Origin of the sequence: Nocardioides bizhenqiangii, from assembly GCF_034661235.1 — a bacterium.
Lineage (GTDB): Bacteria > Actinomycetota > Actinomycetes > Propionibacteriales > Nocardioidaceae > Nocardioides > Nocardioides bizhenqiangii.
This window is the reverse complement of record NZ_CP141059.1, coordinates 4,066,275-4,079,798: the sequence shown is the minus strand read 5'-3', so window position 1 is coordinate 4,079,798 and position 13,524 is coordinate 4,066,275. Positions and strand designations below refer to the sequence as shown.

At 70.9% G+C, this 13,524-nt stretch carries 10 protein-coding genes; 8 read left to right on the top strand and 2 right to left on the bottom strand.

The genetic code is table 11. The features are described from left to right. Positions 1 to 50 precede the first annotated feature (50 nt). The 7 genes from SHK19_RS19865 to SHK19_RS19835 all read left to right on the top strand — a co-directional run bounded on the left by SHK19_RS19865 (position 51) and on the right by SHK19_RS19835 (position 8,708). Positions 51 to 881, top strand: coding sequence for a hypothetical protein (locus SHK19_RS19865; RefSeq protein WP_322937251.1), 831 nt, complete (start codon positions 51 to 53; stop codon positions 879 to 881). Positions 882 to 938: 57 nt separating this feature from the next. Continuing rightward, on the top strand, positions 939 to 1,727 hold the full coding sequence (locus SHK19_RS19860) for a hypothetical protein (protein WP_322937250.1): 789 nt from the start codon (positions 939 to 941) through the stop codon (positions 1,725 to 1,727). A gap of 18 nt (positions 1,728 to 1,745) precedes the next feature. Next, complete coding sequence (locus SHK19_RS19855; protein WP_322454676.1) at positions 1,746 to 2,666, top strand: cation diffusion facilitator family transporter; 921 nt, start codon at positions 1,746 to 1,748, stop codon at positions 2,664 to 2,666. A gap of 919 nt (positions 2,667 to 3,585) precedes the next feature. Next, positions 3,586 to 4,752 (top strand): pyruvate dehydrogenase (acetyl-transferring) E1 component subunit alpha, encoded by a 1,167-nt coding sequence (gene pdhA, locus SHK19_RS19850; RefSeq protein ID WP_322454677.1) that lies wholly within the window; start codon positions 3,586 to 3,588, stop codon positions 4,750 to 4,752. Beyond that, the gene (locus SHK19_RS19845) at positions 4,752 to 5,729 is read left to right on the top strand and encodes an alpha-ketoacid dehydrogenase subunit beta (protein ID WP_322937249.1); all 978 of its coding nucleotides are present in this window, start codon (positions 4,752 to 4,754) and stop codon (positions 5,727 to 5,729) included. Before pdhA ends, SHK19_RS19845 begins: the two co-directional genes overlap by 1 nt. A 2-nt stretch (positions 5,730 to 5,731) precedes the next feature. Next, the gene (locus tag SHK19_RS19840; RefSeq protein ID WP_322937248.1) at positions 5,732 to 7,225 is read left to right on the top strand and encodes a dihydrolipoamide acetyltransferase family protein; all 1,494 of its coding nucleotides are present in this window, start codon (positions 5,732 to 5,734) and stop codon (positions 7,223 to 7,225) included. A gap of 94 nt (positions 7,226 to 7,319) precedes the next feature. Then, a complete protein-coding gene (locus SHK19_RS19835) occupies positions 7,320 to 8,708 on the top strand; it encodes a serine/threonine-protein kinase (protein WP_322937247.1) in 1,389 nt (462 codons plus the stop codon). A 177-nt stretch (positions 8,709 to 8,885) separates the two neighbouring features. Here SHK19_RS19835 and SHK19_RS19830 read toward each other — a convergent pair whose 3' ends face one another. Then, a complete protein-coding gene (locus tag SHK19_RS19830; RefSeq protein ID WP_322937246.1) occupies positions 8,886 to 10,406 on the bottom strand; it encodes a hypothetical protein in 1,521 nt (506 codons plus the stop codon). A gap of 45 nt (positions 10,407 to 10,451) precedes the next feature. Then, positions 10,452 to 11,930, bottom strand: coding sequence for a M1 family metallopeptidase (locus SHK19_RS19825; RefSeq protein ID WP_322937245.1), 1,479 nt, complete (start codon positions 11,928 to 11,930; stop codon positions 10,452 to 10,454). Between the two features lie 166 nt (positions 11,931 to 12,096). On the opposite strand from SHK19_RS19825, the gene SHK19_RS19820 reads away from it, so the two are divergent. Further along, positions 12,097 to 13,386, top strand: a complete 1,290-nt coding sequence (locus SHK19_RS19820; RefSeq protein WP_322937244.1) for a choice-of-anchor P family protein — start codon at positions 12,097 to 12,099, stop codon at positions 13,384 to 13,386. Positions 13,387 to 13,524: the final 138 nt, after the last annotated feature.

Sequence of the window (13,524 nt, the reverse complement as noted above, 5' to 3'; positions counted from 1 at the left end):
CGCTGACCGCCCGTCTCGGGCTGGCCGCGTTCGCGGTCGTCCTCGCCACGGTGCTGGTCCCGATCGGGATCACGGCGACCTGGTTGTCGCTGCGCGTCGACAGCACCCCGGCGTACGTCGACACGGTCGCGCCGCTCGCGGAGGATCCGGAGCTGCGCGACGCCCTCGCCGTGGAGGTCGCGAACGCCGCGGTGCGCACGATCGAGAGGAGGGTGCCGGCGGCGCTGCTGCCTGACTCCCTCGACGCGGTCGTGCTGGCATCAGCACAGGCGGTCGTCGAGAACGACGGCTTCCCGGAGTTCTGGCGGAAGGCGAACGCCACGGCACACCGGGAGTTCCTCGCGATCGTCCACGAACGCCAGGGCGTGGTGGCCGACGGCTGGGTCCACATCGACGTCGGCCCGCTGCTCGACGACGTGTTCGCGGACTTCGTCGAACGGTTCCCTGTCGATGTCAGCCTGCCGTCCCAGTCCGTCATGGTGCCGGTCGTGCCGGAGTCGAGGCTCGAGCAGGCCCGGGGCGCCTACCAGGTCCTCGAAGGCCTGGCGTGGTGGGTCCCGCTGCTGTGGGTCGGCCTGGTGGCCGTCGCGGTCGTCGTCGCTCGTGGGGTCCGGGGCCGGCTGAGGGCCGGCGCCGCGTGCGCGCTCGGCGTCGCGATCGGCGGCGCCCTGGTCATGTTGCTCACGTCCCCGACCACCGATGCCGTGGTCGACCAGGTCGAGTCCGAGAGACAGGACCTGGCCCGGCTGGTGGTCGAAGTCGTCGTCGCCAGCCTGGACAGCACCGCGCTGGCCGCCGCGGTCGGCGGGCTCGTGGTCGGCGTCGTGCTGTTCGTCAGCTCGCTGCTGCTGGGGCGACCCCCGGACGCCGGTCATCCCTGAGGACGGTTCGCAGCGAAATCGGCCACGGCCGACCTCGGCTGGCCCTAACCTTCCTTCGTGAGCAACCAGTACCCCGGCCAGCCCGGCCAGCCCGGCGACCTACCTCCCACCCAGGTCGCGCCCGGCAACGCCCCCCCGCAGCAGCCGGCACCTCCGGGCTACCCGCAGCAGCCGCCGCCCCAGCAGCCGTACGGCGCTCCGGGCGGAGGATTCCCGCCGCCGGGGCCGCCGCCCTTCGGTGCGCCGCCGACCGGTGGCGGGGGCGGCAAGAAGATCGGGCTGATCCTCGGCATCCTCGGCGGCGTCCTGCTGCTGGTCCTCGTGCTCATCGCGGTGCTGGTCTGGCCGGTCGGCCTCCTGACCGACGACGACGGCGACGACGACGCTGACCGGCCGAAGGTCACCCAGACCGTCACGAGCACGCCGCCGACGACGGACGTCACCACGGACGTCACGACGGACGTGACCCCGGACGTCACGACCCCGCCGACGACGGACACCGGTGGCCTGCCGACGGAGGATCCGACGATCACGGCGCAGGCCTACCTGAACTCGCTCGCCGAGGGCAACTGCCTCGCGGTCGAGGGGCTGTCGACGCCGGAGTGGTTCTCGACCGAGTACGGCAGCCAGCGTGCCTGCCAGCGCGACGCAGGCAACCAGGACATGTCCAGCGTCGAGTACGACTTCGCGACCGAGCCGGTCGACAACGGCGACGGCACCGTCACCGCCGTCGCAACCGTCTCGGACTCGACCGACACCAGCGGCACAACCTACACCGCCACCTGGACCCTGGTCCCGAGCGACGACGGCACCACCTGGCTGGTCAACTTCTTCCTCCTGGTCTGACGTCGTAGCGTCCGGGGGATGGGCGTCGGGCACGGTCACGGGCACTCCGCAGCGCGGGCGGCCGATCGCAGGCGCCTGCGCTGGGTCCTGGTCGTCACCGGCACGGTGCTCGTGGTCGAGGTCGTCGGTGCGTGGATCACGGGTTCGCTGGCGCTGCTCGCCGACGCGGGGCACATGGCGACCGACGCCGGAGCCGTCGTGCTCGCCCTGGGAGCGTCGTACGTCGCGGCCCGGCCCGGTGGGGCCCGGTCGACGTTCGGCTACCACCGGGTCGAGGTCATGGCCGCGCTGGTCAATGCCGTCGTGCTGCTCGGTGTCTGCGGCTACCTGGCCTGGGCGGGCGTGGCGCGGCTGTCCGACCCACCCGACGTGGACGGTGCGGGGCTGGTCGGGTTCGCCGTCGTCGGTCTGCTCGCCAACGCCGCGTCCCTGGCCCTGCTCCGCGGCGGCGACCGGTCCTCGCTGAACCTGCGGGGCGCGATCAACGAGGTGCTCGCCGACCTGGTGGGATCGGTGCTCGCGATCGCGGCCGGCGTCGCGATCTGGGTCGCCGACTGGCAGCACGCCGACCCGGTCGCCTCGCTCGTGATCGCGGCCATGATCCTGCCGCGAGCGGTGCTGCTGATCCGAGACGCAGGACGGGTGCTGCTGGAGATCGCTCCGGCCGAGCTCGACCTGGACGACGTCGTGCACCACCTGACGCACGCGCCCGGCGTCGTGGGCGTGCACGACCTCCACGCCTGGACCATCACCAGCGGCATGATCAGCCTTTCGGCCCACGTGACGGTGCGCGACGAGATCCTCGAGGAGCAGGGGGTGGGCGCTGTGCTCGATGCCCTCGGCGACTGTGTCGCCACCCACTTCGACGTCCGACACACGACGTTCCAGGTCGAGCCCTTGTCGCACCAGGAGCACGAGGACCTCGGCGAGATGCACTAGCTCGGCCTGCGGGCGCCCGGCGCTTCGCGCCGGGGATTCCGCGCTGCGCGCGGGCTGGGTTGGTGGGTTATCGCCTGGGTGGGTGTGGCGGGCGTGGCCGGTTGGAGGCGGTGCGGGGCATGGGCCCCGACGGGCTGCAAACCGTGGCCTGCCGGCCTGACCCACCCATCGGGCCGGATGGCCCCTGACATGGGAAAGCCGGATGAGGTTCCTGCGACAGGGGCGATCAGCACAAGCCGGCAGGCCCCGACTTGCCCGCCGGGCCCCACGCCCCGCATCGCACGAAGTCGGCCGCGCCCGCCACCCCCACGGCTCGAGGGGCGGGGTGGATGAGGTTCACCCATGTCATCCGGGTCGGCGCCTTGGGAGGGACGGACCCACCACGGGGTTCGGTCGTCCTCGCCCACACGAGCGGCCGTCCGACACAGGGAAACCCATCCACCCCGAACGCCACTGAGCCGTGGGAGTGGCGGGCGGTGCGGTGGCCGGTGCGGGGCGGGACCCCGGGCGGGCAAGTCGGGGCCTGCCGGCCTCTCTTCGTCTGCCCTGTCGCAGGAACGGCATCCACCCTTTCCCATGCCAGGGGACATCCAGCCCGTGTCACATCCAGGCCGGCAGGCCACGGTTTGCAGCCCGCTCGGGGTCTCGTCCCGCACCGGAAGCCACCGAACCGCCCGCCACACCCACCCAGGCGACAAGCCACCAACCCAACCCGCGCGAAGCGCGGAACCCCGCGCAGCGGGGTTCCGCACCGTCATACTGCCTCTCGGATTGGTGCACAGGCGTCCGGGCGCTACGTTTTCCTCAACCCCGTGTGGTCCGGATCACGTTGCGCCACCCCTGCAGCGCCCGCGTCCCCACCGACCCGACGACCCGATGCCCGCGGCGACCCTGCGGCCCGGCGACAAGGAGATCCCCGATGAGCGACCCCGGTGTCGTGCAGCCCGACTTCGGGCCCGACCTTGCTGAAGTGTTCGGCCCCTCGCACGCAGACGGCGGCCCCGACCTGATCCAGCTGCTGACTCCCGAGGGAGAGCGGGTCCGCCACCCCGAGTTCGACATGGAGTTCTCCGCGGAGGAGCTGCGCGACCTCTACCGCGACATGGTGCTCGTACGCCGGATCGACGTCGAGGCCACCGCGCTCCAGCGGCACGGCGAGCTCGGCATCTGGGCACAGCTCCTGGGCCAGGAGGCAGCGCAGATCGGTGCCGGACGCGCGCTGCGGCCCAATGACTTCGTCTTCCCGACCTACCGCGAGCACGGTGTCGCCTGGTGTCGCGGGCTCGACCCGTTGAAGCTGCTCGGCCTGTTCCGTGGCGTCGACCACGGTGACTGGAACCCGTCGGACTACAACTTCAACCTCTATACGATCGTGATCGGTGCGCAGACCCTCCACGCCACCGGCTACGCGATGGGGATGCAGCGGGACGGGGTGGTCGGCACCGGCGACCCCGAGCGGGACAGCGCCGTGCTCGCCCACTTCGGTGACGGCGCGTCCTCGCAGGGCGACGTCAACGAGGCGTTCATCTTCGCGGCCTCCTACAACGCGCCGGTCGTCTTCTTCTGCCAGAACAACCAGTGGGCGATCTCCGAGCCGATCGAGCGGCAGAGCCGGATCCCGCTCTACCAGCGGGCACTCGGCTTCGGCTTCCCCGGCCTGCGGGTCGACGGCAACGACGTGCTCGCGACGTACGCCGTCACCAAGGCCGCTCTCCAGCGCGCCCGCGACGGCCAGGGCCCCACCCTCGTCGAGGCCTACACCTACCGGATGGGCGCGCACACGACGACCGACGACCCGACCCGCTACCGGCTCAGCGCCGACGTCGAGAGCTGGAAGCTCAAGGACCCGATCACCCGCTTGGAGGTCTACCTCAAGCGCAACGGCCTCGCCGACGAGGCGTTCTTCAGCGACCTCGTCGCGGAGGGCGACGAGCTCGGTCACACGCTGCGCGAGGGCTGCAAGGCGATGCCGGATCCCAAGCCGCTCGACATCTTCGACCGGGTCTATGCCGAGACCCCGCCCGAGCTGGTTGCACAGAGGGAGGGCTTCGCGGCCTACCTCGAGACGTTCGAGGGGGCGCACTGATGTCCAAGATCACGCTTGCGCAGGGGCTCAACCGCGGCCTGCGTAAGGCAATGGAGGCGGACGACAAGGTCTTGCTGATGGGTGAGGACGTCGGCAAGCTCGGCGGCGTCTTCCGGATCACCGACGGACTGCAGAAGGACTTCGGCGAGGACCGGGTCATCGACTCGCCGCTCGCGGAGTCGGGGATCGTCGGCACCGCCGTCGGTCTCGCGATGCGCGGCTACCGTCCGGTCGTGGAGATCCAGTTCGACGGCTTCGTCTACCCCGCCTACGACCAGATCGTCTGCCAGGTCGCCAAGATGCACTTCCGCAGCCAGGGCCGGGTCAAGATGCCGATGGTCATCCGGATCCCGTTCGGCGGCGGCATCGGCGCCGTCGAGCACCACTCCGAGTCGCCGGAGGCGCAGTTCGCCCACACGCCGGGACTCAAGGTCGTCGCCTGCTCCAACCCGGTCGACGGCTACTGGATGATCCAGCAGGCGATCGCCCACGACGACCCGGTCATCTTCCTCGAGCCGAAGCGGCAGTACCACGCCGACAAGGCGGAGCTCGACGACACCGTCGACCCGCCTCCGCTCTTCACCTCGCGCGTCCTCCGCCCCGGCAGCGACGCGACGCTGCTCGCCTACGGTCCGACCGTCAAGACCTGCCTGCACGCGGCCGAGGCGGCCGCCGGCGAAGGCAGGTCGCTCGAGGTGATCGACCTCCGCACGCTGTCGCCGCTCGACATGGTGCCGGTCTACGAGTCCGTACGCCGCACCGGCCGCGCGGTCGTCGTCCACGAGGCGCACACGAACCTCGGGCTCGGTGCCGAGCTTGCCGCTCGGATCACCGAGGAGTGCTTCTACTCCCTGGAGGCGCCGGTGCTCCGGGTCGGTGGCTTCGACACGCCGTACCCTGCGTCTCGTCTCGAGGAGGAGTGGCTCCCCGACCTCGACCGAGTCCTCGATGCCGTCGACCGCAGTCTGGAGATCTGACCGTGCCCGAATACCTCCTTCCCGACGTCGGCGAGGGCCTCACCGAGGCCGAGATCGTGACCTGGAAGGTCAAGGTCGGCGACCAGGTCGCCATCAACGACGTCGTCGTCGAGATCGAGACCGCGAAGTCGCTGGTCGAGCTCCCGTCGCCCTACGCCGGCGAGGTCACCGCGATCCTGGTCGCCGAGGGCGAGACGGTGCCCGTCGGGACGCCGATCATCGCGATCGGTGCGCCGGACCCGGCGGCTGCCAGGTCCGGCCCGGCGGACGGCGGTGCGAGCGCGATCGACCTCTCCAACCCGGCGGCGAGCGGTGGTGGCGAGGGTGAGTCCCTGGTCGGCCGGATGAAGGCCGACCGCGGCCCTCAGCGCCGGGCCCGACGGCCCCTCGTCGACGCGGCGGGGGAGCGGTTCGCGCGGGCGGGCGTGCACGACGTCTTCAACCAGGGCGTCACCGACCAGCAGGGCAAGGTGGAGCACCTCGTCTCCGCCGTCATGCACGACGCGGAGGACCAGGCAGGTGCAGCGGGCGAGCCCGTGGCGCCTCCGGCAGAGCCGGCGCCGGCCCCGGCCGGCGCTGCCGCCGGCGACGTCCAGGTGCTGGCGAAGCCGCCGGTACGCAAGCTGGCGAAGGACCTCGGCGTCGACCTGCGGGCGCTGACCGGCACCGGGCGGGACGGCACGATCACGCGGTCGGACGTCGAGCAGGCGGCCGGGTCGCCGGGTCTCGAGACGCCACCACCGGGAGACGCTGTGTCCACCCGCCGGCCGATGGCCTCCTCGACCACCGGGGGCGGCGAGCGCGAGACGCGCGAGCCGATCAAGGGCGTGCGGAAGATGATGGCGTCGGCAATGACGGACTCGGCGTTCACCGCCCCGCACGTCACCGAGTGGGTCACCATCGACGCGACGGCGACACTCGACCTCGTCGCACGGCTCAAGGAGCGGCGCGAGTTCAAGGGCGTGAAGGTCTCGCCGCTGCTGGTGTTCGCGCGCGCGGTGATGCTGGCCATGCGGCGGACGCCGATGATCAACTCCACCTGGGACGAGGCAGCCGGCGAGGTCGTGGTCAAGCACTACGTCAACCTCGGCATCGCGGCCGCCACGCCGCGCGGTCTCGTCGTACCCAACGTCAAGGACGCCGACGCCCTCGACCTGGTCGACCTGGCGCGCGCGCTCGAGGAGCTCACGGCGACGGCGCGCGAAGGACGGACCCAGCCGGCGGACATGGCCGGCGGCACCTTCACCATCACCAATGTCGGCGTCTTCGGCGTGGACGCCGGGACGCCGATCATCAACCCCGGCGAGTCCGCGATCCTCTGCATGGGCGCGATCAAGCCCAAGCCGTGGGTGGTGGGTGACCAGGTGGTGCCCCGGCAGGTGACGACGTTGGCGCTGTCCTTCGACCACCGGCACATCGACGGCGCGACCGGGTCGCAGTTCCTCGCCGACGTCGCCGGGATCGTGGCAGACCCGGCCACGGCGTTGCTCTTCTGACTTGTCGCACGCTCCCTACTCGACCATCGGCATGTGCGCCCCGTTCTGTGGAGGACCGCTGGCTCGCCTGTGCTCGGAGGAGTAGGAACGGTGCGTGACCACGCCGACCGGACCCGCGGAGGGTTTCCCGGCACCAGGTGAGCGGATCGGGCCCTTCGAGATCGTCCGTCAGCTCGGCACGGGTGGCATGGGCGTCGTCTTCGAGGCCGTCGACACCGCGCTGCAGCGCCGGGTCGCGCTCAAGGTGATCTCGCCGCACGTGGCGGGCGACCCGGCGTTCCGCGCCCGGTTCACCCGGGAGGCGCAGGCCCAGGCGTCGCTCGACTCGCCGCACGTGGTGCAGGTCTTCGCGCACGGCGAGGCCGACGGATCTCTCTACATCGCGTCTCAGCTGATCCCGGACGGCGATCTCGGCGCGATGGTCCGCGCGCAGGGCGCGCCACCCCCGCGGGTCGCGCTCGAGCTGATCGCCCAGGTCGCTGCCGGTCTCGCCGACGCCCACGCGACCGGCCTCGTGCACCGCGACATCAAGCCCTCCAACGTGCTGCTGCGGCACCGCGGCGAGGACGTGACGGCGTACCTTGCGGACTTCGGTATCGCGCGCCGGGTCGACGGTGACACTGGGCTCAGCCCGCCGTTGACGACGCAGGGCGCGGCGGTCGGGACGCCCGCCTACATGGCGCCGGAGCTGCACACGGGCGGGAGGCCGGGCCCGCCCACCGACATCTACTCGGTCGGCTGCCTGCTCTGGGCGGCGCTCGTGGGCAGCGCGCCGTACATCGGTACGACGGACTACCAGCTCGTCACGGCCCACGTGTCCGCTCCGGTCCCGCAGGTCGCGGCGGCCGGCCCGTTCGAGCGGGAGGTCAACCGGGTCCTGCGGAGCGCGATGGCCAAGCACCCGGGTGAGCGGCACCCCTCGGCCGCGGCGCTGCGGGACGACCTGCGGCGGGTGCTGGCGACCATCCCCGCACCGGCTTCCGTCGAGCCCGACGACAGCGTCGAGCCGCCGACCGTCTCGTCGTCGTCCGTGCCCACCCGACGGGTGGCCGCGATCGCGGTCGGGCTGGTGTCGCTGCTCGGGGCCGGCGCGGTCCACGGCGTGCTGACGCTCCGCAGTGACGACGCCGGCGGCACCGGACGAGGAGCCGGTGGCGCCACCAGCTCGGAACCCGCTCACGAGGACGGGCTGACCCGCGCCCAGCGGATCGCGGCCGCCAACATCGCAGCCGCGCTCGACGCCGACGCCGACCTCGATGTGGTCGCCGCCGAGTGCACGGCGCGCACGCTGGTGCGCCGGTCGGGCGTCGACGGCCTGCAGGAGCAAGGCCTGATCGACGACGACCTGGACTTCGTCGACAGCGGTGGGACTGGCGCCATCGATCCGCAGGTCTACGCGGACATCATCGAAGTCGGCGTCGGCTGCGTCTTCGAGTCGGTCGGCCTCGGGGCCGTTCCTCGCCCAGCCACGCTCGTCGAGTAGCCCGAGCCGCTAGGCGAGGGCGTATCGAGACGCGGTGACCGTCCGTGGTCGCGGAGGTCTATCGTCTCGCTGGGTCTCGATACGCCCGTCACGGCTTCGCAGGCTCAGCCGTGGTGCTACTCGACCTTCGCGCCTGATCGGAGACCGTCCTCGTTCCTCGGACGGTCTCCGGCGCTCTCAGCCGTCCGCCAGCCGCACCAGCCCGGCGACGGTGGCGACGTACAGCGTGCCGTCGGGGCCGAGGTAGATCGCGGCGTAGTGGTTGTTCCACTGGATGCCGGTGCCGGTCAGCCGGCTCCACGCCACCTTTCCAGTGCGGATGTCGATCGCGGTGACGTACCAGGCATCGATCAGGTCCTTGCGGACCGGCTTGGTGTAGGCGTAGACCAGTCCGTTGCCGAGCGACGCCTTCGCGACCGAGGTCGGTGCGATCACCTCGCTGTTGGTCCAGGCGACGTGGCAGCCGTCGGGATCGATCATCACCCGCGCCATGCCGGGTGTCGTCGACCTGCCGAGCAGCGTCGCCTGGACGCCGCTGTAGCCGTAGTTGTTCTCGATGATCAGCGACTTGCCCGCCGCCACCAGACTGTTCTCGGTCGTGCTGGCGCCGTTGGCGAGCACGGGGACCTGGCAGTGCCGCCGGTCGGTCACGCCGAGCCGGCGGTCGTAGACGATGACATTGCTGCGCGGCTCGGCGTTGTCGGCGATCGCGATCCACCGACGGCCGATCAGGGTCGGGGAGGTACCGGAACCCTGGGAGAGCATGCCCGGCTTGACCTTCGTGCCGCGGTCGTAGGGGATCCGCCAGCTCACCTCGGGAGCGCCGGTGGCGGCGGCGTCGAGCCGGTACGTCGCGTGGGTGGTGACCAGGTACATGCCGCCGGTCTCGTCGCTGGAGATCGAGTTGAAGATCCCCTCGCCGGCCGGCAACGCGACGGTGTGCACCTGGCCGCTGGCGCGGTCGAGGGTGCCGACCACGCCCTGCTGGCTGAACCACCACAGCCGCCCGGACCAGTCGACGCCGGTCGCGACCAGGCAGTCGTCCTCGGAGAGGTACGACGCCATCGGCCAGTCCCGCACCCGGGTCAGGGTGCCGTCCGCGGCGACCTCGACCTCGGCGATGCCCGAATCGGTGGTCGTCGCGAACGCGTGGTCGTGGGGGTCGAGGAAGAAGTAGGTGCCGCCGCAGATGTCGGTCAGCGGGTTGGCTCCGCTGGCGAGGTCGCGGGCGGAGATCCTCAGCTCGTCGACCACGTTGAGGGTCACCGGGTCGATGACCGTCATCGTGAAGCCCTCGAGACCGCCGCAGAGTCCGACCAGCCGGTCGCGGGAGTCGAACGCGATGGTGGCGCACTCGCGGATGCCGTAGCTCCGCGACCGGACCCTGAGGTTGCGCCCGACCGGCCCGCTGACGTCGTACGCGTCGGTGCTGTAGGCGTCGTTGTGCATGCTGCTCGTGCCGTTCGGCGACAGGTAGGGGTGCTGCGGCACCGGCGGCGCGGGCAGCGGCCGCGAGGGGGCCTCGGCGCCGATGAACCTGGGCACGAGCAGGTCCGTCGGCAGCGACGGGATCGGCAGCCCGGGCAGCGCCGGGATCGGCGGCGGCGTGGGCTCGGCGGCGACCGTCGGGGTCATCGGTCCCGACAGGAGCGCGAGCGCAGCGGCGGCAGCGACGACCCGCGCGGGGAGCATGCGCATCCCCGGAGTGTAGAACGTGTTCTAGTTTCCCCGCTACTCGAGCGCTCAGTCGCGGGGCGGGGTGGTCTCGCCCAGCAGCCAGTCGTCGAAGAACGCGGACAGCTCCTCGCCGGTCTCGTCCTCGATCCAGGAGAGGTACTCCTCCCGGTCTGCGGTGTCGTTCTCCTGGTCGGCCGGCCAGTCGCGCACCAACGCGAAGAACGCGTCGTCGCCGATCTGCTGCCGGAGCTCGTGCCACATCAGCGCCGGTCCGAAGTAGATGTTGCCGTCGCCGAAGTTGGTGGGGTCGTAGGCGGCCGGGGGACCGGAGTACTCGCGCATCTCGTCTTCGAACGATGCCCAGTCGTCCATCTTCTCGTCGATGGTGATGCCCTCGTCCTCGGCCTCCCACATGCCCTGGAGGTACATCGCCATGCCCTCGTTCATCCAGACGTCGCTCCAGTCGGCGGGGGTGACCGTGTCGCCGTACCAGTGGTGCGCGAGCTCGTGCACCACGACCTCGCGCGAGGTGGTGTACGGCGTCGCGCCGAGCGTGACCGTGGTCTGCGTCTCCATGCCGCTCTCGCCGTCGTAGATGAGGATGCCGAAGGTGTCGAACGGGTAGGGCCCGAGGTACTGCTCGAGCCAGTCCATCGCCTCGCCGGCGTACTCCGTCTCGCCGAGGGCCTCCGGTCGGTCCGTCGGTCCCCAGATCGTGATCGGCACGCCGCGGTCGGACCGCAGCTCGGTCGGCGTGTAGTCGGCGAACGCCGCGGTCACGAGGTACGACGACGCCGGCTCGGCCAGGTGCCACGTCGTGGTGCGCTGCCCGTCCTCGACGGTGGTGTCGGTGAGCTCGCCGTTCGCGACGCCGGTCCACGGCTCGGGCACGGTGAGGGTGAAGTCGTAGTAGGCCTTGTCGGCCGGCTGGTCGTTGACGGCGTACCAGGTGAACGCGCCGTAGGGCTCCTGGATGGTCCACACCTCGTGCTCCGGGGTGACGTGCCACCCCACGCCGAGCCGGAAGTCGGACCGCTGCGTGGGCGCGTCGTAGGGCTCCGGGGTGCCCGAGTAGGTCATCTCGAGGACGTACTCCTGGTCCGCCTCGACCGCGTGGTCGATCAGGAGGTCCTTGTCCTCGCGGGTGTGGTCGGCTTCCTCCCCGTCGATCGTGAGGGTCTCGATCGTGAGCAAGTCGTCGAAGTCGAGCTGTACGTCGTCGGCCGCGGCGGTCGCCCGGAAGGTCAGCCGTTCCGTCGCGCGGAGGGTGTCGGACTGGGGTGTCCAGGCGAGGGACAGCTCGTAGTGCAGCGCGTCGACCAGCGGGTCGCCGACCTCGGGGTAGACCGAGTCCTCGCGCGTCTCGTTGACCGCGTCGGCGACGTCGCCGGGCGTCTCGGTGCCGGGGGTCTCGAGGACGGCCGTTCCGCTCGGCGGGGGTGTCGAAGGGCCGTCTTCCGCGTCTCCGTCGAGGTTTCCGCAGCTGGTCGCGATGAGGGAGAAAGCGACCGCACCGGCGCAAATCAGGCGGTTTCGGCGAGGCACCGCATCATCATGCCGGTTTTGTGATGAAGTCAGGCGTTTCCTAACCCGTACTCGCGCGTTATCCAATATTGGAACACGTGACTGCTCCAGACGTTACGATCCCCACGCGACGGCCGGGCTCGCGGCCCCTGTCGTGTCTCTGCATTCTTCTAAGGAGTCTTGACCCATGCGAAAACTTGCCCTTCGAGGTGCGCTGCTCGCGCTGATGAGCGGCGTATTCCTCCTCCCGGGCGGACCGGCCCACGCGGCACCGGTGGTGCCCGCGGCTGCGACTGCGGCAGCGCCGCGCCCGACGAACTTCGGCCTGCACGCGATGGGCTACGGCACCGCGATCAAGGGTGGAGACATCCCGCTCGCGTCCGGTGCGACCGGCTTCGCACACATCACCTGCACCACGCTGGCCGGTCTCGACCGGTCCAACGGGGTCACGGGCGTCGAGCTCCCGGGTCTCGGCACCGTCGACGCGGTCGAGACCAAGGTCGCAACGATCAAGAAGGGCAAGACGGTCACGGCGGTCTCGCGGCACTCGCTCGCGGGCATCACCCTTGTCGAGACCGCGCTCGGAAGCCTGTCCCTCGGCGCCGTGTCGTCCATCGCCCGGGTGTGGCACGACGGCACCCGGTTCCGCTCGCAGGTCAACAGCGAGGTCGCCGGCATCGTGCTGACTCCACCGGGCGGCGACCCGGAGGTCATCTCCATCCCGACCCCGGGCCAGCCGGTCGAGATCCCCGGCGTGCTCCGCATCACCATCGGTGAGAGCAAGGTCGTCAAGAAGCCGGGATTCATCTTCGCCCGTGCGCAGGCGCTCCTCATCGAGATCCTGGCGACGCACACGAAGGTCAAGGTCGCGCTCTCGCGGTCGCGGATGACGCGGGACGTCGTCAACTCGATCATGAGCGGCTACGCCGCCGGGTTCAAGGGCAAGATCCTCGACCCCGGGGACGACTCGATCGTCACCCTCGGCCGCACGCCCACCCGCCCGCTCCCGTGTGAGGGCACCAACGGCCAGGTGAAGACCACCCGCACGGTGGACCTCAACATCCCGTCCGCGCTCACGGTCGGCGCGGCGAACGCGAAGGTCTTCGGCACGCAGTTCGGTCGTCGCCGGGCCCGCGCCTGGACCGAGGCCTCGATCGCCGAGGTCAACCTGGGCGGCGGTGCGCTCGTCATCGAGGGCATCAAGGCTCGAGCCAACGTGATCCGGAAGCCCGGCACGCTGATCCGCAACACCAACGGCACGCACACCCTGACGATCACCGCTGACGGGGAGCCGCAGACGATCCCGCCGACCGGCGTCCTGGAGATCCCGGGCGTGGTGAAGATCGAGGAGAACGTCACGACCATGGTCCGTGGCGGCATCCAGGTGATCGCCCTGCAGCTCACCCTGCTCGACGGCACCGGTGCGGTCATCGACCTCGGCGTCGCCCGGACGCAGGTCAAGAAGGCCATCCTCTGAGGTAGGTCTGCTCCGACACGACGACGGCCGCTCCCCGCGAGGGGGGCGGCCTTCGTCGTTCCCCCGGACCCGGAATTTAGCCGGGTCGCTTGACCCGCTGACCGTCGCTTCGAACCATGTCTCTCGTTGAGGGTGTGG